The following is a 19,876-nucleotide window of genomic DNA, read 5'->3' as shown; positions in this document are numbered from 1 at the left end:
TCCCCGCGACCGGGGAATTCCGCCGACAGAATCGGCCCATGAGGATGTCTGCCCTTCTGTCTCGTAACGCCGACCGGCCCGGCGTCGTCGGCACGGCCCGGGTCGACCGCGATATCGACCGGTTGCTGCGCCGCGTGGGTCCTGGTGACATCGTGGTCCTCGACGTGCTCGATCTGGACCGAGTGACCGCCGATGCGCTCGTCGAAGCCGACATCGCCGGCGTCGTCAATGCCTCTCCCTCGGTGTCGGGCCGTTATCCCAACCTTGGCCCGGAGGTGTTGGTGGCCAACGGGGTCACCCTGATCGACGAGACGGGTCCGGAGGTCTTCAAGAAAGTCAAGGACGGCGCCAAAGTCCGGCTCTACAACGGTGGCGTGTATTCCGGTGACCGCCGGCTGATTCGCGGCACCGAACGCACCGACCACGACATCGCCGACCTGATGCATGAAGCCAAAAGCGGGCTGGTGGCCCACCTGGAGGCGTTCGCGGGCAACACGATTGAGTTCATTCGCAGCGAAAGTCCCTTGTTGATCGACGGCATCGGAATTCCCGACATCGACGTCGACCTGCGCCGCCGCCACGTGGTGGTGGTGTCCGACGAGCCCGGCGCCGCCGATGATCTCAAGGCGCTCAAGCCGTTCATCAAGGAATACCAGCCGGTGCTGGTCGGTGTCGGCGCCGGGGCAGACGTGTTGCGCAAGGCGGGTTATCGCCCTCAGATCATTGTCGGCGACCCCGAACAGATGAGCGCCGAAGTCCTCAAATGCGGTGCCCAGGTGGTGCTACCCGCCGACGCCGACGGGCATGCGCCCGGTTTGGAACGCATTCAGGACCTCGGTGTGGGGGCGATGACGTTCCCGGCCGCAGGCTCGGCCACCGATCTGGCGCTGCTGCTGGCCGACCACCACGGCGCCGCGCTCTTGGTGACGGCCGGGCACACCGCCAACATCGAGACGTTCTTCGACCGAACCCGCGTCAACAGCAACCCGTCGACGTTTCTTACCCGGCTGCGGGTGGGGGAGAAGCTGGTCGACGCCAAGGCGGTCGCCACGTTGTACCGCAGCCACATGTCCGGTGGCGCCGTTGCGCTTTTGGTGTTGACCATGCTGATCGCCGTGATCGCCGTGCTGTGGGTATCGCGTGCCGATGCCGCAGTGATGCATTGGGTCGTCGAGTACTGGAATCGCTTCTCGGTTTGGGTGCAGGGCCGGATCACCTAGAGCGGCGTTGAAGTGATATCTCTACGCCACCATGCGATTTCGCTAGCTGCGGTGTTTGTAGCGCTGGCACTAGGAGTCGTGTTGGGGTCCGGGCTGCTGTCTGACACAGTGTTGTCCGGTTTGCGGGCGGAGAAGCGAGATTTGCACGCTCAGATCGACACGCTCAACGACCAGAAGAATGTACTGAACGAGAAGCTTAGTGCAGCAAACGATTTCGCTGCACAGATGGCTGGACGGGTGGTACATGATGCGCTGACGGGCAAGTCGGTGGTTGTGTTTCGCACACCAGACGCCAAAGACGACGACGTCGAAGCGGTGTCGAAGCTGATGGGCCAGGCCGGAGCTGCGGTCAGCGGAACGCTGCGGCTTACCCAGGAATTCGTCGACGCCAACTCCGCGGAAAAGCTGCGTTCGGTGGTCAACTCGTCGATTGTGCCGGCCGGCGCGCAGCTGAGCACCAAGTTCGTTGATCAAGGTTCGCAGGCCGGTGATCTGCTCGGTATCGCGTTGCTGATCAACCGTGATCCCGCCGTCCCTACTGTGGACGACGCCCAGCGCGACGTCGTACTGGCGGCTTTGCGCGACACCGGCTTCATCTCCTACCCCTCCGACGCGCATATCGGTGCGGCGAACGCGGCCGTGGTCATCACCGGCGGCGCACTGGGCGAGGACGCCGGAAACCAGGGCGTCAGTGTGGCGCGATTCGCTGCCGCGCTGGCGCCGCACGGTGCGGGTACCGTGTTGGCTGGTCGCGAGGGATCGGCCAGCGGACCGGCTGCCATCGCCGTGACCCGCGCCGATCCCGGCATGTCGTCGGCGATTACGACCGTCGACGACGTCGACGCCGAGCCGGGCCGGATCACAGTGGTCCTGGGGTTGCACGAACTGATCAACGGCGGTCACACCGGCCAGTACGGAATCGGCCACGGTGCCACGTCGCTGACTGTCGCACAGTAGCGGCGCTGTCCGGGCGTGTTAGCGACGGTGCGACGCCGTCGGTGTTAGGGTGGATGTCCGTGGGTCGGCAGGCCCAGTGCGTGACAGCACACAGAGCGTAGTCCTGCCCGTCTTCACGGAGGTGGCTATAGTGCGCAAGCACCCGCAGACCGCCACCAAGCACCTCTTCGTCAGCGGCGGCGTGGTCTCGTCCCTGGGCAAGGGGCTGACCGCCAGCAGTCTTGGCCAATTGCTGACCGCTCGCGGGTTGCATGTGACCATGCAAAAACTCGATCCCTACCTCAACGTCGACCCGGGCACCATGAACCCGTTCCAGCACGGGGAGGTTTTCGTCACCGAGGACGGCGCCGAAACAGATCTCGACGTCGGTCACTACGAAAGATTCCTCGACCGCGACCTGTCCGGGTCAGCGAATGTCACTACGGGGCAAGTTTATTCGACGGTCATAGCTAAAGAGCGGCGCGGCGAGTATCTCGGCGACACGGTCCAGGTGATCCCGCATATCACCGATGAAATCAAACGGCGCATCCTGGCGATGGCTCAGCCCGACGCCGAAGGCAATCGCCCGGACGTCGTCATCACCGAAATCGGCGGAACTGTCGGCGATATCGAGTCGCAGCCCTTTCTGGAAGCGGCGCGGCAGGTCCGCCACGATCTCGGCCGGGAGAACGTTTTCTTTCTGCATGTGTCGCTGGTGCCCTATCTGGCACCCTCGGGCGAGCTGAAAACCAAACCCACCCAACACTCCGTGGCCGCCCTGCGAAGCATCGGTATCACTCCCGACGCACTGATCCTGCGCTGCGACCGCGACGTTCCCGAGCCACTGAAAAACAAGATCGCACTGATGTGTGACGTCGACATCGACGGCGTGATCTCCACCCCCGATGCTCCGTCGATCTACGACATTCCCAAGGTATTACACCGTGAGGAACTCGACGCATTCGTGGTGCGCCGACTCAACCTGCCATTCCGGGACGTCGACTGGACCGAATGGGACGACTTGCTTCGCAGAGTGCACGAGCCTCAGGAAACTGTGCGAATTGCATTGGTAGGCAAGTACGTCGACCTCTCCGACGCCTACCTGTCGGTGACAGAAGCACTGCGCGCCGGTGGATTCAAGCACCGCGCAAAGGTAGAAATGCGCTGGGTGGCATCCGATGACTGCGAAGATCCGAGCGGCGCAGCGACGGCGTTGAACGACGTACATGGTGTGCTGATCCCGGGTGGGTTCGGTATCCGTGGCATCGAAGGCAAGATCGGCGCGATCCGATATGCGCGGGCCAGAGGCCTACCCGTGTTGGGGCTTTGCCTCGGTTTGCAGTGCATCGTGATCGAAGCCGCCCGCTCGGTCGGTCTCACCGAAGCCAATTCGGCCGAATTCGACCCGGCCACCCCCTACCCGGTCATTTCGACCATGGCCGACCAAACGGACATCGTCGCAGGCGAGGCGGATCTGGGCGGTACTATGCGGCTAGGCGCCTATCCGGCTGTGCTGGAACCTGATTCGATTGTCGCGCGGGCATATCAGACTACGCAGGTCTCTGAGCGCCACCGGCACCGCTACGAGGTCAACAACGCCTACCGCGAAAAAATCGCCGAGAGCGGGCTGCGATTTTGTGGTACCTCGCCTGACGGCCATCTGGTGGAGTTCGTCGAATACCCGCCGGAAGTCCATCCGTTCGTCGTTGGCACCCAAGCGCATCCCGAGCTGAAAAGCCGTCCCACCCGGCCGCACCCACTGTTCGTCGCCTTCGTCGGCGCGGCCATCGATTACAAGGCCGCCGAGCGGCTACCGGTGGAGATCCCCGAGCAGCGGCCCAACGGCAACGAACCCCGAGCCGGCGTCGGGCAGCCGCTACCTGAGCCCCAACCCGTCGCCCGTGGCTGAACACGTCTTCGAGACGATATCGTCCGAAATCCTGCATACCGGAAAAATATTCGCGCTCCGCAAGGATCAGGTGCTGATGCCCGGTGGCAAGGTCGTGAACCGCGAGGTGGTCGAGCACTACGGCGCTGTCGGTGTCGTCGCGCTGGACGAGGACGACAATATCCCGATGGTTTACCAGTATCGGCACCCGTTCGGCCGGCGGCTGTGGGAGCTGCCGGCCGGGCTGCTCGACATCCACGGAGAGCCACCACATCTCACTGCCGCTCGGGAACTGAGAGAAGAGGCTGGACTCGAGGCGAAGACGTGGCAGGTGCTGGTCGACCTGGACTCCACGCCGGGTTTCAGCGACGAGTCTGTGCGGGTGTATCTGGCCACCGGTTTGACCGACGTCGGTCGACCGAAAGGCCATGACGAAGAAGCCGACATGACACTGCACTGGTATCCACTGGCCGAAGCGGTACGACGGGTGTTCAGCGGGGAAATCGTCAATGCCCTTGCCGTGTCCGGGATTTTGGCGGCATCCGCAGTCCGCAACGGCATCGCGCAGCCCCGGCCGGTGGACGCGCCGTGGGTCGATCGACCGACAGCGTTCGCTGCGCGACAGGCTGGGCAATGACCACGCTGGCGCCGCCTGTGGAGACGCAGGTGCAGGGCTACCTCGACCATCTGACGATCGAGCGGGGTGTGGCCGCCAACACGTTGAGTTCGTATCGCCGCGACCTTCGCCGTTATTGCGAGCACCTGGCGGTGCGCGGCATTGATGACCTGGCCAAGGTCAGCGAGGACGATGTCAGCGAATTCCTGGTGGCATTGCGGCGTGGTGATCCCGAGGCCGGGGCGCCGCCGCTGTCGGCGGTGTCGGCGGCGCGGGCCTTGATCGCGGTGCGCGGCCTGCACCGGTTCGCCGCCGCCGAAGGACTGACCGACGTGGATGTGGCCCGCGAGGTCAAACCACCGACCCCGGGGCGTCGGCTGCCCAAGAGTTTGACGATCGACGAGGTGTTGGCGCTGCTCGCGGCGGCGGGCGGCGACAGCCCGTCGGACGGACCGTTGACACTACGTAACCGGGCGCTGCTGGAGTTCTTGTATTCCACCGGATCTCGGATCTCCGAAGCCGTCGGGCTCGATGTCGACGACGTCGATATGCACGCTAGGTCGGTGCTGCTGCGCGGCAAGGGCGGCAAACAGCGACTGGTGCCGGTCGGGCGTCCCGCCGTGGAGGCACTGAAGGCCTACCTGGTGCGCGGACGTCCGGAACTGGCCCGGCGGGGCCGCGGAACACCAAGCATGTTCCTCAACGCGCGCGGTGGGCGGCTGTCGCGGCAAAGTGCGTGGCAAGTCTTGCAGGACGCCGCCGAACGCGCCGGCATCACCGCCAATGTGTCGCCACACACGCTGCGGCATTCGTTTGCGACCCACCTGCTCGACGGGGGCGCTGACGTTCGGGTGGTGCAGGAGTTGCTCGGGCATGCCTCGGTAACGACGACCCAGATCTACACGCTGGTGACCGTGCATGCGTTACGCGAAGTGTGGGCCGGGGCGCACCCGCGGGCACGCTAGCGCTGCGTGACGCGGAGGTCAGCCCAGGTACTCCGACTCGAGCACGAGATCGGGTATCAGTGTCTGGTACTCCACGTGTGCCTTGTGCTCAACGGTGTTCCACCGCTTGCCCTGCTGCGCTCGCATGTAGGCGCGGTACTCGGGCGCGCCGGGATTCCTGACATTGTCGGCGACGACAATCGAACCACGGTGCAGCCAGCCGCGGTCGAGGACGCTCTGCAGGTCGGGCAGGTAGGCGTCCTTGTCGTGGTCGAGGAACAGGAAGTCCAGCGCGCCGGCGATGAAGCCGTGTTCGGTGGCCAGCGCGTCAAGTGTCCGCCCCCCGTCGCCGATGGTGCCGACCACGCAGGTCACCCGGTCTGCGACACCGGCATGCGCCCAGATCTGGCGGGCGTTGACTGCGTTGGCCTCGGCGAGTTCGACCGAGTACACCTTGGCGCCGGGCGCGGCACGGGCAATCCGTAGCGCACCGTATCCGCAGTAGGTGCCGAGTTCGAGGGCGAGCTTGGGATCGGCGCGTCGCACTGCCGCGTCCAGCAGCGCGCCTTTCTCCGGGCCTACGTTGATCAGCAGCGACTTCTCGTAGGCGAACCGGTCGATGGTGGCCAGCACGTCGTCGATATCACCCGCGCGGGCGTTTGTCAGCACGTATTCGACGGCTGCCGCTTCGCGTCCGTCGCCGATCTGGCCAGTGGTGAGGATGTTGCGGTTACCGGTCACCATCCGCCACACTGACCACCGCAAGAACGGCACATGCTGCTTGAGATTCACGAGCGACAACCCTAGCCCGCCGACGATGCGGGCCAGGATGGCCTGAGGAGGAGGCGGGCAATCGAACCGGGCCCGCCGACGATGCGGGCCAGGATGGCCTGAGGAGGAGGCGGGCAATCGAACCGGGCAGTGGCCGCCGGAATTGGCTGGTGACGTTGCCTGCAGGTTTCCCGGCGCAGGCGCGTTAAGCCGTTAGACTTTCCTGCGATGTCCGCCACTAGCCTGTTCGTCACCAGACCAGTGCCGCTCGATTTTTCTGAGCGGTCGACGACAAGCCGCGACCGGGCATGACCCGCGCCGACCACGTTGGTGCCGGCGCAGCCGGGATCGAGGAGTGGCGCCCATGACCGATGACTCCGACCATGGCGCGGGTATCGGCCTCACCGGACGGCCGCCCCGGGTAATTCCCGACCCCAAACCACGTACCTCTCACGGACCGGCGAAGGTCGTCGCGATGTGTAACCAGAAGGGCGGCGTCGGCAAGACCACATCTGTGATCAACCTGGGCGCCGCGCTGGCCGACTACGGGCGGCGGGTGCTGCTGGTGGACATGGACCCGCAGGGCGCCCTCTCAGCTGGACTCGGTGTGCCCCACTACGAGCTGGAGAGCACCATTCACAACCTGCTGGTCGAGCCGCGGGTGTCGATCGACGACGTGCTGATCCACACCCGCGTCAAGCACATGGACTTGGTGCCAAGCAATATCGATCTGTCAGCCGCCGAGATCCAGCTGGTCAACGAGGTGGGGCGTGAGCAGACCCTGGCGCGAGCACTGCACCCGGTGCTCGACCGCTACGACTATGTGCTGATCGATTGCCAGCCGTCCCTGGGGCTGCTCACCGTCAACGGTCTGGCATGCTCCGACGGCGTGGTAATCCCCACCGAATGCGAATACTTCGCACTGCGCGGCCTGGCCCTGCTCACCGATACTGTCGAGAAGGTGCGCGATCGGCTCAACCCGAAGCTGGAAATCAGCGGGATTCTGATCACCCGCTACGACCCGCGCACCGTCAACGCCCGTGAAGTCATGGCCCGCGTCGTGGAGCGGTTCGGCGACCTCGTGTTCGACACCGTCATCACTCGCACAGTGCGCTTCCCGGAGACCAGCGTCGCCGGTGAACCCATCACGTCCTGGGCGCCCAAGTCCAGCGGTGCCGAGGCGTATCGTTCATTGGCCCGCGAGGTCATCGACCGCTTCGGCGCGTGAACGATCGCTTGGAGTTCGAGGTCTCTCCCCAAAACGGCTTTCAGGTCCGGCTCACCAACTTCGAGGGGCCGTTCGACCTGTTGTTGCAGCTGATCTTCGCGCACCGGCTCGACGTGACCGAGGTGGCGCTGCATCAGGTCACCGACGAATTCATCGCCTACACCCGTGCGATCGGGCCTGACCTCGAGCTGGAAGAGACCACCGCGTTCCTGGTGGTCGCTGCGACGCTGCTCGACCTCAAGGCGGCGCGGTTGCTGCCCGCTGGGCAGGTCGAAGACCAGGAGGACCTGGCGCTGCTGGAGGTCCGTGACCTGCTGTTCGCCCGGCTCCTGCAGTACCGCGCGTTCAAGCATGTCGCGCAGATGTTCGCCGAGCTGGAGGCGGCCGCGTTGCGTAGCTATCCGCGCGCGGTTTCGGTGGAGGACCGGTTCGCAAACTTATTGCCCGAGGTTTTGCTCGGTGTAGACGCCCAGCGGTTTGCCCAGATCGCTGCGGTCGCGCTGACGCCCCGGGCGGCCCCGGTGGTGGACATCGAGCATCTGCACCACCCGACGGTCTCGGTGCCGCAGCAAGCCGAGCAGCTGCTGGAGCTGCTGGAAGCGCGGGGCATCGGCGTTTGGGCGTCGTTTTCCGAGCTGGTCGCCGACTGCGGGGCACCGATCGAGATCGTCGGCCGGTTCCTGGCGCTGCTCGAACTGTACCGGGCCGGAGCGGTAGCATTCGACCAGGCAGAACCGCTTGGTGTGCTCCAGGTTTCATGGACCGGAGAACGGCCGACCAGCGAAGACTTGGTGAAAGCAGACTCGTCGGAAGTGCCAGATCAACCATGACCCGCGCCGACGGCAACGCGGAGCGACGCGACGAGGAGGAGCGGCACCGGTGAACGGGGAACTGCCCGAGCCCGACCTGGGGCTCGACGTCCCTGGCCTGGAGCCGTCGCCGCAACTCGACGACGACGAGCTCGGTCGGGTGCTCGAAGCGCTGCTGCTGGTGGTGGACGCCCCGGTGACGGTGGAGACGCTCGCCGCGGTCACCGAGCAACCCGTGTACCGGGTCGCCGCCAAACTGCGGCTGATGGCCGACGAACTCGCCGAACGCGATAGCGGTATCGATCTACGGGAGGCGGGCGGGGGATGGCGCATGTATACGCGTGCCCGGTTCGCGCCTTATGTCGAGCGGCTGCTGCTCGATGGGTCACGGACAAAACTGACCCGAGCCGCTTTGGAGACGCTGGCGGTGGTGGCCTATCGACAGCCGGTGACCCGGGCGCGAGTCAGCGCGGTGCGCGGCGTCAACGTCGACGCCGTCATGCGAACACTGTTGGCGCGCGGGCTGATCACCGAGGCGGGCACCGATCCCGACACCGGCGCGACGACATACGCCACCACCGAACTGTTTTTGGAGCGACTGGGATTGTCTTCGCTGGACGAACTCCCGGACATCGCGCCGCTGCTGCCCGACGTCGATAACATCGACGACATTAGCGAATCCCTCGACGCCGAGCCGCGTTTCATCAAACTCGGTGGCGTTGCGGCTCCTGAGCAGCCTACATCGTTCGACGCGGACGAGGAGTGATGGCTGAGGGCGTCCGGCTGCAGAAACTGTTGTCGCAGGCGGGGATTGCTTCGCGGCGCGCCGCTGAGAAGATGATCGCCGACGGGCGTGTCGAGGTTGATGGGCAGCTGGTGACCGAATTGGGCACCCGGGTCGATCCGGACGCATCGGTGATCCGGGTCGACGGCGCTCGGGTGATCGTCGATGAGTCGCTGGTGTATTTGGCGTTGAACAAGCCGCGCGGTATGCACTCGACCATGGCCGATGACCGCGGCCGGCCATGCATAGGAGACCTGATCGAGCATAGGGTGCGCGGCAACAAAAACCTCTTTCACGTCGGTCGGCTCGACGCGGACAGCGAGGGGTTGATCCTGTTGACCAACGACGGTGAGCTGGCGCATCGATTGATGCACCCCTCCTATGCGGTGCCCAAGACGTATCTGGCAACAGTGGCCGGGACGGTGCCGCGCGCGCTGGGCAAGAAGCTGCGCGCTGGCATCGAGCTGGACGATGGTCGCGCTGCGGTGGACGATTTCGCCGTGGTCGACGCGGTTCCGGGCAAAACGCTGGTGCGGTTGACCTTGCACGAAGGTCGCAAACGCATTGTGCGCCGGTTGCTGGCCGCTGCAGGGTTTCCGGTGCAGGCGCTGGTGCGCACCGATATCGGCCCGATATCTCTGGGCAACCAGCGGCCGGGCAGCATCCGGGCGTTGGGCCGCAACGAAATCGGGAAGCTCTACAAAGCGGTGGGCCTGTGAGCCCGGTCGTGGTGGCGGTCGACGGTCCGGCCGGAACCGGAAAGTCCTCTGTCTCAAGAGGATTAGCGCGTGCGTTGGGAGCCCGATATCTGGACACCGGTGCTATGTATCGGATTGTCACCCTGGCGGTGCTGCGCGCTGGCATCGACCCGTCTGACGAGGCGGCTGTGCGTGATTTGGCGGCGACGGTGCAGCTGTCCGTGGGATATGACCCCGATGTGGATCGCTGTTATCTTGGCGCAGAAGATGTTTCGGTTGAAATCCGTGGCGACGAAGTCACCCGGGCGGTCTCGACGGTGTCATCTGTGCCTGCTGTGCGTTCGCGGCTGGTGGGCCTGCAGCGAGAACTGGCCGCAGGACCGTCGAGCATCGTCGTGGAAGGCCGCGACATCGGAACGGTGGTATTGCCCGACGCAGACGTGAAGATCTTCCTGACCGCGTCGGCGGAGACCAGGGCGCGGCGGCGCAACGAGCAGAACGTCGCCGCAGGTTTGTCCGACGACTACGACAGTGTGCTCGCAGATGTGCGCCGCCGTGACCACCTCGATTCAACTCGCGCGGTGTCGCCGCTGCGGGTCGCCGACGACGCTGTCGTCGTCGACACCAGCGAGATGACCGAGTCCGAAGTGATCGCCCATCTGCTGGAGTTGGTCAAGCAGCGCAGCGAGGCAGTGCAATGAGCCAGGACGGTACCTGGAGCGACGAAAGCGAGTGGGAGCTCGAGGAAGTCGCTGTAGAGGCGCCGCCGGTGGTGGCGGTGGTCGGTCGGCCGAACGTTGGCAAGTCAACGTTGGTCAACCGGATCCTGGGTCGCCGCGAGGCGGTAGTGCAAGACGTGCCTGGGGTGACCCGAGACCGGGTTTCCTACGACGCGCTGTGGACGGGTCGGCGGTTCGTCGTACAAGACACCGGGGGGTGGGAGCCGGACGCGAAGGGGCTGCAGCAGTTGGTGGCCGAGCAGGCATCGGTGGCGATGCGTACCGCCGACGCGGTGATCCTGGTGGTGGACGCGGTGGTGGGCGCGACAGCTGGGGATGAGGCGGCAGCTCGTATCCTGCGGCGCTCGGGGAAGCCAGTCTTTTTGGCGGCCAACAAAGTTGACAGTGATAAGGGGGAGGCCGACGCTGCGGCGCTGTGGTCGCTGGGACTCGGCCAGCCGTACGCGATCAGCGCGATGCACGGGCGAGGCGTTGCCGAGCTTCTGGACGAAGTGGTGGCCGCACTGCCCGAGGTGGCGGAGACGGCGTCGGCAGGTGGCGGACCGCGGCGGGTGGCGCTGGTGGGCAAACCCAACGTCGGCAAGAGCTCGCTGCTGAATCGGCTGGCCGGTGATCAGCTGGCGGTGGTGCACGAGGTGGGCGGCACCACCGTCGATCCGGTGGATTCGCTGATCGAGCTGGGCGGCAAGGTGTGGCGGTTCATCGACACGGCGGGTCTGCGCCGCAAAGTCGGTCAGGCCAGTGGGCACGAGTATTACGCGTCGGTGCGCACGCACGGCGCGATCGATGCCGCAGAGGTGGTGATCGTGCTGATCGACGCCTCCGTGCCATTGACTGAGCAAGACCAGCGGATCCTGTCGATGGTTATCGAAGCCGGGCGGGCATTGGTGCTGGCGTTCAACAAGTGGGACCTGGTCGACGAGGATCGGCGCGAGCTGTTGGAACGCGAAATCGACCGCGAGCTGGTGCAATTGCGGTGGGCACAGCGGGTCAACATCTCCGCCAAAACTGGTCGGGCGGTAAAGAAGCTGGTGCCGGCGCTGGAAAAGGCGCTGGCGTCGTGGGACACCCGGATCTCCACTGGTCGGTTGAACGCGTGGCTTAAGGAAGTGGTTGCCGCTACGCCGCCACCGGTGCGCGGCGGCCGCCAGCCACGCATTTTGTTTGCGACGCAGGCCTCTTCGCGTCCGCCCACGTTCGTGTTGTTCACCACCGGGTTCCTGGAGGCCGGTTACCGGCGGTTTCTGGAACGTCGGCTGCGCGAGACGTTCGGCTTCGAGGGCAGCCCCATCCGGATCAACGTGCGCGTGCGGGAAAAGCGGGGCGCACGCCAACGCTGACGGCCAGGTTGTGTTCAGGATGGGCGGATTAGGGTTTCGGAGTGCCCATTTCGCATCTGCTGCTGATCGCACTTGCCGGTGTGACGGCTGGCGCGATGAATGCGCTCGTTGGGTCGGGCACACTGCTGACGTTTCCGACGCTGGTGGCGCTCGGCTACCCGGCGGTGACGTCGACGATGTCAAACGCGGTGGGGTTTGGTCGCCGGCAGGCACCGTTGTCGCCTCCCAGCGAATCAATTGGCCCGCCGCGGGTGTGATCGCGGTCAGCTCGCTAATTGGCGGTTAAATGGGTGCCCACTACGGGCGTCGGTTATCGCCCAGCACGCTACGCACAGCGGTCGTCGCGGTTGGTGTGATTGGCCTGTACCGGCTGCTGACCGTCTAGTCCAAGTCACTCAGCGTCGACGTGGTAGAGGAGGAAGCGTTCCGGGGGCGGTCGCTGTGGCTGAATTTGCCGCAGCGCATTGCGTTGGGCCAGTGTGTGGAGTGGTCGGGGCGCAGCTAGGTGGCTTGTTGGGCCAGCAAGTCCAACTCGCGCACCGGGCCAGCGCCGTATCCAAGGCGCCCAACGCCGCGCTCACCTCCGGCGGATCGTCCACGCAAGTCGAACTCACGTTCGATAGCCTAGCGACACGCACCGGCACCAGACGCGTCCAAAGCTTCGGCTGTGGAGTAAGAACACACAATGGACAAACCCGAACCTGGTCGCCGGGTTAGGGATTGCGGCGACAGCCGCGTTCTCGGGTAGGCTTTCGACCTGCCGCCGATAGTGCGACGGCGACACCGGGCTGTGGCGCAGTTTGGTAGCGCACTTGACTGGGGGTCAAGTGGTCGCAGGTTCAAATCCTGTCAGCCCGACCGATATACGCGCAGGTCAGATGCCCCCGACCGCGACAGGTCCTCAGCTACCCGCGGCGGTGGGCGCCACCCCGCGGCGCCAACGCCAGTGCGGCCCAGCCCGCGGCAGCGCCGGAGAGCACATGCCAGGCGCCGTGGAACTGCCACAGGCTGTCCGGCCGGCACAGCGGAGACCCGGAGCGCCCGGCGGCATAGGCGGCCAATCCCAGCGCGAAGACCCCGGCCGGTGCCATCCACGTTGACCACCGCCGCCGGCTTCGGGCCAGGCCCACGGCATACACCGCGCCTGCGGCGACGATCGACCAGTCGTGGGCGACCTTCGCCCACGATGGCTGGGGTCCGTGGTAGGCGAAGCTGCCCGCCCCGACCGCCACAAGCGCAACTCCGGCAGCCCCAGCCAGCGGCGCCCTGACCCGTGCCGCCCAGCACAGCACGGCCATCCCGGCGGCGGCGTAGGCCAGGCTCGTGACAGCCAGGACAGGCTGCGCCAGAGCGCCGGCGACTAGTCGCTCGCAATCCGACTGACCCAGACCTGTCGAAGCGGTCACGGCCTGCATGGCGATCACCGTAACGCGCACCTGGAACGACAGATGGGCGTATGCCCCCACGGAAGCTTCAGCCCTGGAACTATAACGTTGCGTGTCCCGCTATACGCTTAGCGACCGCGATGCGAAGCTTAGGGTCGTTTCCGGTTCACCTGAAAACGGTGTCAGGACGGTGCTTCTGTGCTTTACCCTCCTTCAGTGCCGGGGAAGAAGACCGCTCTTGCGGCAGTGGCGATACTCCTCTCAGGTTGCGTGCGGTCGAGCGACATAGCGGCCACGGTGACGTCCACGGTGCAGCCGGTCATCACCAAAACCGTGACGGTGACCTACACACCACCGGCGGTGCCAGTCCCCAAAACGGTCATGGAAACCGACGGCACGTATCGAGTGGGCACCGATATCGTGCTGGGCACCTACCGCTCGGCCGGTCGGAGCAGTCAAGGAGAGTCCGATTGCTATTGGGCCAGGCTGAACAGCCTCAACCCGACCGACATCATCGACAACAACATCAGCATTGGTCCTCAGGTAGTGGCGCTCCAGCCGAGTGACGCGGCGTTTCTGACCCACAGCTGTCAGCCGTGGCAGAAGACAGACTAGGTGAAAGCCCTTGGCCCACAAGACAGAACGAGACCGCACATGATCGGTGGCTGCCGCCGTGCAGTCAGCCCTGGCTGACGGTAACGTCGATTCCCGACTTGTTGATCGTCGGTGTGCCCGCATGATAGATCGTCACAGTGTAGATGCCGCCGGCGTCGATCGTGTCGGCACTGTCGACCGTGACATGAGTGTAGTTGCCTGAAACCCGCAGCCTGAGACAGTGACCGGTGACCGTGAATGTGTTGTTGTTGCCGGACAAATTCAGCGTGCCGTCGTTGCATGAGATCGTCTGCGATCTCCCGTTACCGCCGAGGCTAAGCACGCCGCCACGGGCGACGATCAGCCCGCTCGGAAAAGGTTGCGGCGCAACAGACGAGACGCTCGGACCGCTCGGTGATGGGTGCATGGTAGAAGACGAGGGGGGCGAAGAGTATTGCCTCACGTGGGTGAATACCCGACTCACAATATTGCCCAGCGGGATCATGACCAACCAGAAGGCCACCAGTATCCAGACCACGCGCCACCGGCGCAGCGGGCTGCTGCGTTGCCACCGTGGGAAACCTGCGCTGCTGTATGGCGTTGGTGACACCAGAGTGGGCGGCGCGGGCGGCGACCCTGGCGTCTCGTCAGTACTGGACACCGAGACCTGTTGACTTCCTAGTTCGGCGCCGCGTGTCCGCTCGGCCAGCTGCCGTTCCAGCTCGGCGATGCGCTTCTCGGGGTCCTCCTGGTCGTCCATCTGCAAATGGTCCCACCAACAAGCTGTGGCCGCAGGAATTTTGCCGACTGTGCAAGCGACCTGCCCCCCGAAGGACATGGTGGACAGCACGGCGGACCGCATTTTCGGGACTGCTATCCGCCGTCGATCACCCGACGCCCCCGATCCGTCAGCTATTCGGCGCCGCAACATCCTCAACAGGCAGCACCGTTCCGATTCCACCATTGACGCGGTCATTGAGTGCGCTGTGCCGGCGACCCCATACCAGATAGAAGATCAGCGCGACCACCAACCACACGCTGAATCCGATCCAGGTGTACCAATGCAGGCTCGACAAGATATAGACGCACGACGCCACTGACAAGATCGGTGTGATCGGGTACCCGGGCACCTTGAAACCGCGGGGCAAGTCCGGTTCGCGGACGCGCAAGATGATGACTCCCACCGACACCACGATGAACGCGGTCAGAGTGCCGATGGACACGATTTCGGCCAGGTTCTCCAGCGGCACGAGGCCCGCCAGGATTGCCAGAACGCCCGCGACGATCACGGTATTGCTGACCGGTGTCATCATGCGAGGGTTGACCTTTGCGAACGTCGTCGGCAGCAGCCCGTCACGTCCCACCGCGTAGAGGATGCGCGTCTGACCGTACATCGTCACCAAAGTGACGGAGAATATCGAAATCACCGCGCCGGCAGCCAAAATCGTGCTGCCAACCACATTTCCACTGATGTGCTCCAAGATTACCGAGAGGTCGGCCTCTTGACCCTTGAACTCCTGCCACGGCTGGCCGCCGATCGCGGCTACCGCCACAAGCACGTAGAAGCCGGTCACGATCAACATGGCCGCGATGATTGCCCGCGGCATCGTGTGCTGCGGGTCTTTGACCTCGTCGCCGGCGGTGGAGACGGCGTCAAGTCCGATGTAGGTAAAGAAGATCGTGCCGGCAGCCAAGCTGATGCCTGAGACACCGAACGGTGCGAAGTCGGCGAAGCGCTCGGTTTTAAACGCGGTGAACGCGATGGCAGCGAACATCAGCAGCACGCCGAGCTTGATCAACACCATCACGGCGTTGGCTTTGGCGGATTCGCTGACGCCGCGGATCAGCAGCGCCGCACACATCGCGACCAAGACGATTGCCGGCAAGTTGATCACCCCGGGCTCAGAATCCCATGGTGCCGCCGAAATCGCTTGCGGCAGCTGGAATCCAAAGACGTTGCTGAACAACTTGTTCAAGTACTGACTCCATCCGACGGCCACCGCGGCAGTTGAGACGCCATACTCCAGCAGCAGGCATGCCGCGACCCCCACCGCCGCGAACTCGCCGAGGATCGCGTAGGAGTATGAGTAAGCCGACCCGGACACCGGAACCGCCGATGCGAGTTCGGCGTAGCAGATCGCGGTGAGGCCCGCCGCGATTCCGGCGAGGATGAAAGAAATGACCACTGCCGGACCGGCTTGTGGTACCGACACCGAGAGAATAACGAAGATGCCGGTGCCGACCGTTGACCCGACACCAAACATCGTCAGCTGAAAGGTCCCCAGGCTTCGTCGCAGGCGATCTGAGGCACCGTGAGCGACGGGCGCGCCGCTCACCGGCCGGCGCCGCAGCATCTGCTGGGCCAAACTGAGCGCCGGCGTTGGCATGGCGCCTCCTCCCCGGAATGGTCTTGAGTATGACCGCGCGCCACCCGTCGCGTCGGAAATTTGCGCTCAATGTGGTCCACAGGCTGATTTGGCGAACGCGCATACTGAGAGCCGTGACGACGCGCGGCCCGCACTCCGACGGTGCGGTGCAGATGGAAGTACACATGCTGTATCGCTACCCGGTGAAGTCGATGCTCGGCGAAAGCCTTGCCAGCATGTTCGTCGACGAATGCGGCGCAGCTGGAGACCGCCGACTTGCACTGGTCGATGCGGTGACAGGACGGGTAGCCAGCGCCAAGCAGCCCCGGTTGTGGCGTCAGCTCTTGCAGTTCTCCGCCAGCTGGGACACCGGGCGGGTTCGCATCGCGCTGCCCGACGCGGCCAGTGTGGCCGCCGATGACCCGGGCATCGACGAGCTGCTCTCCGGGTTGGTGGGGCGGGCGGTCCGGCTGGTCAGCAAGCGCCCCCAGGGCGCTGCCTTGGAGCGGCCCGATCCGGAGAAGGTGCTCGAGCTGGGTGTGGACGCCGAGGTCGACGCCCGCATCGTCGAGATTGCGGGGGCAACACCGGGCGACTCGTTCACCGACCTCGCCCCGCTGCACGCGATCACGACCGCCACAATCGAGCGTGTCGGGGTAGATGCGCTGCGTTACCGGCCGAATCTGGTGATCGCCACACCGCCAGGCTACCCGCCATACGCGGAAACCGAATGGGTGGGCAGAGAACTCACCGTGGGCGAGACCCGGTTGCGTGTCCTGAAACCCACATCACGATGTGCGGTGCCCACTTTGGAACATGGTCCGTTACCGCCGGCCCCTCAGGCGCTGCGCACGTTGGTAGCCGAAAACCGGGTGGCGGCATCGGGATCGGCGAGGCTGCCCTGCGCAGGCGTGTACCTTTCGGTGCTGACAGAAGGCGTCATCCACATCGGCGACCCTGTGACCCTCAACTAGCTGTTAACCGCCTCATCCGATGCTGGCACTGGATCAGGTTCTGGCACAGGCAGTTCTGAGCCGATCGCGTCAGTTGGTGCTGGATCGGGCGCAGGAGCTTCAGGTTCCACGACACCGACCAGAACGGCTGCTTCTTCGGGTGCGGGAGTGTCTTCTGCCGCCTCGGGTGCTACCGGCAAAAACATGTGGTGGGTGAATTGTGGCTGATAAGCGCCCCCACCACCGATTTTCACGCCACCGCCTTCGCCGCTGGACACCGGTGTCCCGTCCGGCAGTGTGACCGCGGTATGGCGACTGTTCCATCCGATCACCAAAGCGCCAGGGGCAGTTCCGTACTTGAAGCCCCGGGCCAGCAGCGCGGATTCCTCGTTTCCGGTGTTGAACCTGCTTCCGAAAACCGGCCTGTCAGTGGCCATGTTCGCTATCCACGAAGCCAGCCCGGAACAGTCGGTACCGGCAGGTGAGTCTCCGCCTGCGACATACGGAGTACCCGACACCTGCTGAATAAGTGACATCAGCGTAGCTAAAACAAACATGCGCCGGGACATTAACAACACCGTCAACGCACATCCAAAATATGTGGCGGGACTCACGATTCACTCAATTTAGTGGCATCAGTTACAAATGCCATAGCGGACTGGGAATTAGATGTTATGGGCGAAAAACCGTATAGCCCAGTAACTTTCGCAATCGCTTTGCCGATTGCCCGACGATGGTGTTATGCCATCGAAAATACGAAATATCATGTGGGCCAACGCATTCTACGTATAATTCAACTCTTGTCGAGTTGTTTGGCGACGCGAGCGGTGTCCCCAGCCGCAGGCTATTCTCATTTTCCGGGTGGAAGCTGACGTGGAACCTCCGGTGCGTCCAATTCGGCTGGTCGGTCACCGATTTCGACTTCGCGCGGCGCAGCAGATGCTTTCAGGTGGTCCCGCCCGCGCGACGCTGCCGGGCGGTCCTTGACAAGAGCCGAGTCCGGCGCCACCTGGCTGCCGCGATCCTCGGCGCTCACGGTCACCCTCCGGGTGCGTTTGAGCGAGAAGGTAATCTCCTCGACGTCTTCGAACATCTGGCGCGCTGCCCGCAGTGGCTGCGTCGTGGTGTCGACGGCGCGGGCGACAAACCCCGGCACCAGCGGACGTATCCATCGGGCAGGCGTCTTGGTGACGTCCGCGATCAGCGGCGCTCCACGCTCGTGTCCCGGTTCGACGGTGTCGCGGCGCTCGACTCGCGCCGGCAGGTTCTCGCAGACAGCCTGCTCACCGGCGGCTTTGGCCGCGATCGGGGGGTACTCGCGCGCATGGCCCTCGAGCGCCTCGGCGACCTGGCGGCGCTGTTGGGCTCGGTCGATTTCGGTCTGCGCTTCGGCGGCTAACCGAGCGCTGGCCAGCTGCTGATCGGCCCGCATGGTCTCGGCCGCCTGGCGGACCTCGGCACGCTTGACGGCGATCGCCGTATCGGCCTGCAGCTCGGCGCGGTCACGCTCGGCACGCGCCGCCGCGTGGCGATCGTGACTTGTCTCACCGCGCCACAGCCGCAGGATCAGCGGCAGCACGTACAGCGCCGCGCACAATGCGATGACGAGCAGACGTACTGCAAGCACCCCCGCGCTGCCGAAGGTGAGGTCGTACATGGCGGCCCAGCGGGCCCCCAGGCCGTGGTCCGCATCCGCGATCGCGGCCCGGCGGGCCTGCTCGAGCTCCTGTTCGCCGGCGGCGATCTGGGCGTCCAACTCGGGTGCGCGACGATCGCGGGCGGCCAGTGCCGTGTCGAGTTCCCGTTGCGCGTCGGCCAGCAGGTCGTTGGCCGCGCGGGTTTCCGGTCCCACCCCGGGTACCCCGGTGATGCGGGTCTGCGGGCACGCCGGCGTCGGGTTGTATTCGCATCGCGCGACAACCAGCGCCTCGTCGCGGTGTGCGCGGGCCTGCTCGACGACGTTGTCCAGGGCGCTGCGCGCCGCGCGTGCCCGGTCGAGGTTGGTCGAGGCCTGCGCGACGGCAGGCGCGGAGTCGGCACGCTGCACGGCCTGCTCGGCGAGACGGCGATCGATCGAACCGGACAACACCGCGAGGCCAGCCAGTTCGGCCACCGTCATGCCAACCGCGATGGCCACCGCACCGCGTGCTGCCACGCTCGGCCAGCCGCGCGTAGGCCCGCTCGCGGTGGCACGCGTCACCGCGCCGCCACCAGGCCGAACGCCAGCGTCAACGGCAGGATGGCTGGCGTCGGCCAGCGCGACGACGCCCCGACGGCAACCGTCGCGGCCAGCCAAGCCAGCCCGGCGTCGAGCAGCACGACCATCCCGGCAATCGCCTGGGTGGAGCGCTGATGGCGCTCAGCGAGTTCCTCCCAATGGCCGCCGCCCAGCCAGGTCAGCTTCGGTCCCAATCGCCAACCGGGAGAGCGGGATTCAGAATCTTGGTGGGCGCGCATGGAACTGACAAACACCTCCAGGTTCTCGCAGCTGACAGGCACCGGCCGAGGCAGGCGAATCGAGGACTTGCCGTGGTGGTTGACGAACCCGACCGGAAATCGAAACTCGGCGCCGAGGTGCCATCGCGGCGGTGCGACACCGGAATC

18 protein-coding genes, 1 tRNA gene and 2 pseudogenes are annotated in these 19,876 nt (G+C 65.1%); 15 read left to right on the top strand and 6 right to left on the bottom strand.

The window, feature by feature from the left end:
- Positions 1-38: 38 nt before the first annotated feature.
- The 5 genes from steA to xerD all read left to right on the top strand — a co-directional run bounded on the left by steA (position 39) and on the right by xerD (position 5,625).
- Positions 39-1,220: a putative cytokinetic ring protein SteA gene (gene steA / locus MYXE_RS12815; RefSeq protein ID WP_003919520.1), complete on the top strand. Its 1,182-nt coding sequence runs from the start codon at positions 39-41 to the stop codon at positions 1,218-1,220.
- Between the two features lie 12 nt (positions 1,221-1,232).
- Complete coding sequence (locus MYXE_RS12810) at positions 1,233-2,177, top strand: copper transporter (RefSeq protein ID WP_085193981.1); 945 nt, start codon at positions 1,233-1,235, stop codon at positions 2,175-2,177.
- 130 nt (positions 2,178-2,307) lie between these two features.
- Positions 2,308-4,065 carry a CTP synthase gene (locus MYXE_RS12805; RefSeq protein ID WP_039889580.1) on the top strand — a complete coding sequence of 586 codons (1,758 nt, stop codon included), beginning with the start codon at positions 2,308-2,310 and terminating at the stop codon, positions 4,063-4,065.
- Positions 4,058-4,681 (top strand): NUDIX domain-containing protein, encoded by a 624-nt coding sequence (locus MYXE_RS12800; protein ID WP_085193979.1) that lies wholly within the window; start codon positions 4,058-4,060, stop codon positions 4,679-4,681. The genes MYXE_RS12805 and MYXE_RS12800 overlap by 8 nt, the downstream gene beginning before the upstream one ends.
- A complete protein-coding gene (gene xerD, locus MYXE_RS12795) occupies positions 4,678-5,625 on the top strand; it encodes a site-specific tyrosine recombinase XerD (protein WP_003919524.1) in 948 nt (315 codons plus the stop codon). The genes MYXE_RS12800 and xerD overlap by 4 nt, the downstream gene beginning before the upstream one ends.
- Positions 5,626-5,643: 18 nt before the next feature.
- Here xerD and MYXE_RS12790 read toward each other — a convergent pair whose 3' ends face one another.
- Positions 5,644-6,348 (bottom strand): O-methyltransferase, encoded by a 705-nt coding sequence (locus MYXE_RS12790; protein ID WP_112650312.1) that lies wholly within the window; start codon positions 6,346-6,348, stop codon positions 5,644-5,646.
- Between the two features lie 391 nt (positions 6,349-6,739).
- Between MYXE_RS12790 and MYXE_RS12785 the strand changes: the two genes are divergently transcribed.
- The 8 genes and pseudogenes from MYXE_RS12785 to MYXE_RS12750 all read left to right on the top strand — a co-directional run bounded on the left by MYXE_RS12785 (position 6,740) and on the right by MYXE_RS12750 (position 12,832).
- Positions 6,740-7,603, top strand: coding sequence for a ParA family protein (locus MYXE_RS12785; RefSeq protein ID WP_003919526.1), 864 nt, complete (start codon positions 6,740-6,742; stop codon positions 7,601-7,603).
- On the top strand, positions 7,600-8,433 hold the full coding sequence (locus tag MYXE_RS12780) for a segregation/condensation protein A (RefSeq protein ID WP_085193975.1): 834 nt from the start codon (positions 7,600-7,602) through the stop codon (positions 8,431-8,433). The genes MYXE_RS12785 and MYXE_RS12780 overlap by 4 nt, the downstream gene beginning before the upstream one ends.
- A gap of 61 nt (positions 8,434-8,494) precedes the next feature.
- A complete protein-coding gene (scpB, locus tag MYXE_RS12775) occupies positions 8,495-9,178 on the top strand; it encodes an SMC-Scp complex subunit ScpB (RefSeq protein WP_232061830.1) in 684 nt (227 codons plus the stop codon).
- Positions 9,178-9,915, top strand: coding sequence for a pseudouridine synthase (locus MYXE_RS12770; protein WP_085193973.1), 738 nt, complete (start codon positions 9,178-9,180; stop codon positions 9,913-9,915). Before scpB ends, MYXE_RS12770 begins: the two co-directional genes overlap by 1 nt.
- The gene (cmk, locus tag MYXE_RS12765) at positions 9,912-10,595 is read left to right on the top strand and encodes a (d)CMP kinase (RefSeq protein ID WP_039889574.1); all 684 of its coding nucleotides are present in this window, start codon (positions 9,912-9,914) and stop codon (positions 10,593-10,595) included. Before MYXE_RS12770 ends, cmk begins: the two co-directional genes overlap by 4 nt.
- Positions 10,592-11,974, top strand: coding sequence for a ribosome biogenesis GTPase Der (gene der, locus MYXE_RS12760; protein ID WP_085193971.1), 1,383 nt, complete (start codon positions 10,592-10,594; stop codon positions 11,972-11,974). The genes cmk and der overlap by 4 nt, the downstream gene beginning before the upstream one ends.
- Before the next feature lie 95 nt (positions 11,975-12,069).
- Positions 12,070-12,359: pseudogene (locus MYXE_RS12755) on the top strand (hypothetical protein).
- A 399-nt stretch (positions 12,360-12,758) separates the two neighbouring features.
- A tRNA-Pro gene (locus tag MYXE_RS12750) sits at positions 12,759-12,832 on the top strand.
- A 47-nt stretch (positions 12,833-12,879) separates the two neighbouring features.
- Here the strand turns inward: MYXE_RS12750 and MYXE_RS12745 are convergent.
- On the bottom strand, positions 12,880-13,389 hold the full coding sequence (locus tag MYXE_RS12745) for a hypothetical protein (protein ID WP_085193989.1): 510 nt from the start codon (positions 13,387-13,389) through the stop codon (positions 12,880-12,882).
- Positions 13,390-13,656: 267 nt separating this feature from the next.
- Here MYXE_RS12745 and MYXE_RS12740 point away from each other — a divergent pair, with 267 nt between their 5' ends.
- Positions 13,657-13,974, top strand: a complete 318-nt coding sequence (locus MYXE_RS12740) for a hypothetical protein (protein ID WP_232061605.1) — start codon at positions 13,657-13,659, stop codon at positions 13,972-13,974.
- A gap of 64 nt (positions 13,975-14,038) precedes the next feature.
- On the opposite strand, the gene MYXE_RS12735 is transcribed toward MYXE_RS12740, so the two are convergent.
- On the bottom strand, positions 14,039-14,713 hold the full coding sequence (locus MYXE_RS12735) for a DUF3060 domain-containing protein (RefSeq protein WP_161552095.1): 675 nt from the start codon (positions 14,711-14,713) through the stop codon (positions 14,039-14,041).
- Positions 14,714-14,861: 148 nt separating this feature from the next.
- On the bottom strand, positions 14,862-16,340 hold the full coding sequence (locus tag MYXE_RS12730) for an APC family permease (protein WP_085194301.1): 1,479 nt from the start codon (positions 16,338-16,340) through the stop codon (positions 14,862-14,864).
- A gap of 152 nt (positions 16,341-16,492) precedes the next feature.
- Here MYXE_RS12730 and MYXE_RS12725 point away from each other — a divergent pair, with 152 nt between their 5' ends.
- Positions 16,493-17,293 (top strand): MOSC domain-containing protein, encoded by an 801-nt coding sequence (locus MYXE_RS12725; RefSeq protein WP_085194311.1) that lies wholly within the window; start codon positions 16,493-16,495, stop codon positions 17,291-17,293.
- Here MYXE_RS12725 and MYXE_RS12720 read toward each other — a convergent pair.
- A complete protein-coding gene (locus MYXE_RS12720; RefSeq protein ID WP_085194304.1) occupies positions 17,290-17,829 on the bottom strand; it encodes a hypothetical protein in 540 nt (179 codons plus the stop codon). The genes MYXE_RS12725 and MYXE_RS12720 overlap by 4 nt on opposite strands.
- Positions 17,830-18,122: 293 nt before the next feature.
- Positions 18,123-19,729: pseudogene (locus tag MYXE_RS12715) on the bottom strand (DUF4407 domain-containing protein).
- Between the last annotated feature and the right edge of the window lie 147 nt (positions 19,730-19,876).

This window comes from Mycobacterium xenopi (assembly GCF_009936235.1).
In the GTDB taxonomy this organism is placed as follows: Bacteria; Actinomycetota; Actinomycetes; order Mycobacteriales; family Mycobacteriaceae; genus Mycobacterium; species Mycobacterium xenopi.
This window is presented reverse-complemented; position numbering and strand designations above follow the sequence as displayed.

Coding starts and splice junctions, on each gene's coding strand:
- MYXE_RS12785 (WP_003919526.1), top strand. CDS start 6,740: ATGACCGATGACTCCGACCATGGCGCGGGTATCGGCCTCACCGGACGG.
- MYXE_RS12790 (WP_112650312.1), bottom strand. CDS start 6,348: ATGGTGACCGGTAACCGCAACATCCTCACCACTGGCCAGATCGGCGAC.
- MYXE_RS12770 (WP_085193973.1), top strand. CDS start 9,178: ATGGCTGAGGGCGTCCGGCTGCAGAAACTGTTGTCGCAGGCGGGGATT.
- MYXE_RS12745 (WP_085193989.1), bottom strand. CDS start 13,389: ATGCAGGCCGTGACCGCTTCGACAGGTCTGGGTCAGTCGGATTGCGAG.
- MYXE_RS12720 (WP_085194304.1), bottom strand. CDS start 17,829: ATGTTTGTTTTAGCTACGCTGATGTCACTTATTCAGCAGGTGTCGGGT.
- MYXE_RS12735 (WP_161552095.1), bottom strand. CDS start 14,713: ATGGACGACCAGGAGGACCCCGAGAAGCGCATCGCCGAGCTGGAACGG.
- MYXE_RS12725 (WP_085194311.1), top strand. CDS start 16,493: ATGGAAGTACACATGCTGTATCGCTACCCGGTGAAGTCGATGCTCGGC.
- der (WP_085193971.1), top strand. CDS start 10,592: ATGAGCCAGGACGGTACCTGGAGCGACGAAAGCGAGTGGGAGCTCGAG.
- xerD (WP_003919524.1), top strand. CDS start 4,678: ATGACCACGCTGGCGCCGCCTGTGGAGACGCAGGTGCAGGGCTACCTC.
- steA (WP_003919520.1), top strand. CDS start 39: ATGAGGATGTCTGCCCTTCTGTCTCGTAACGCCGACCGGCCCGGCGTC.
- MYXE_RS12730 (WP_085194301.1), bottom strand. CDS start 16,340: ATGCCAACGCCGGCGCTCAGTTTGGCCCAGCAGATGCTGCGGCGCCGG.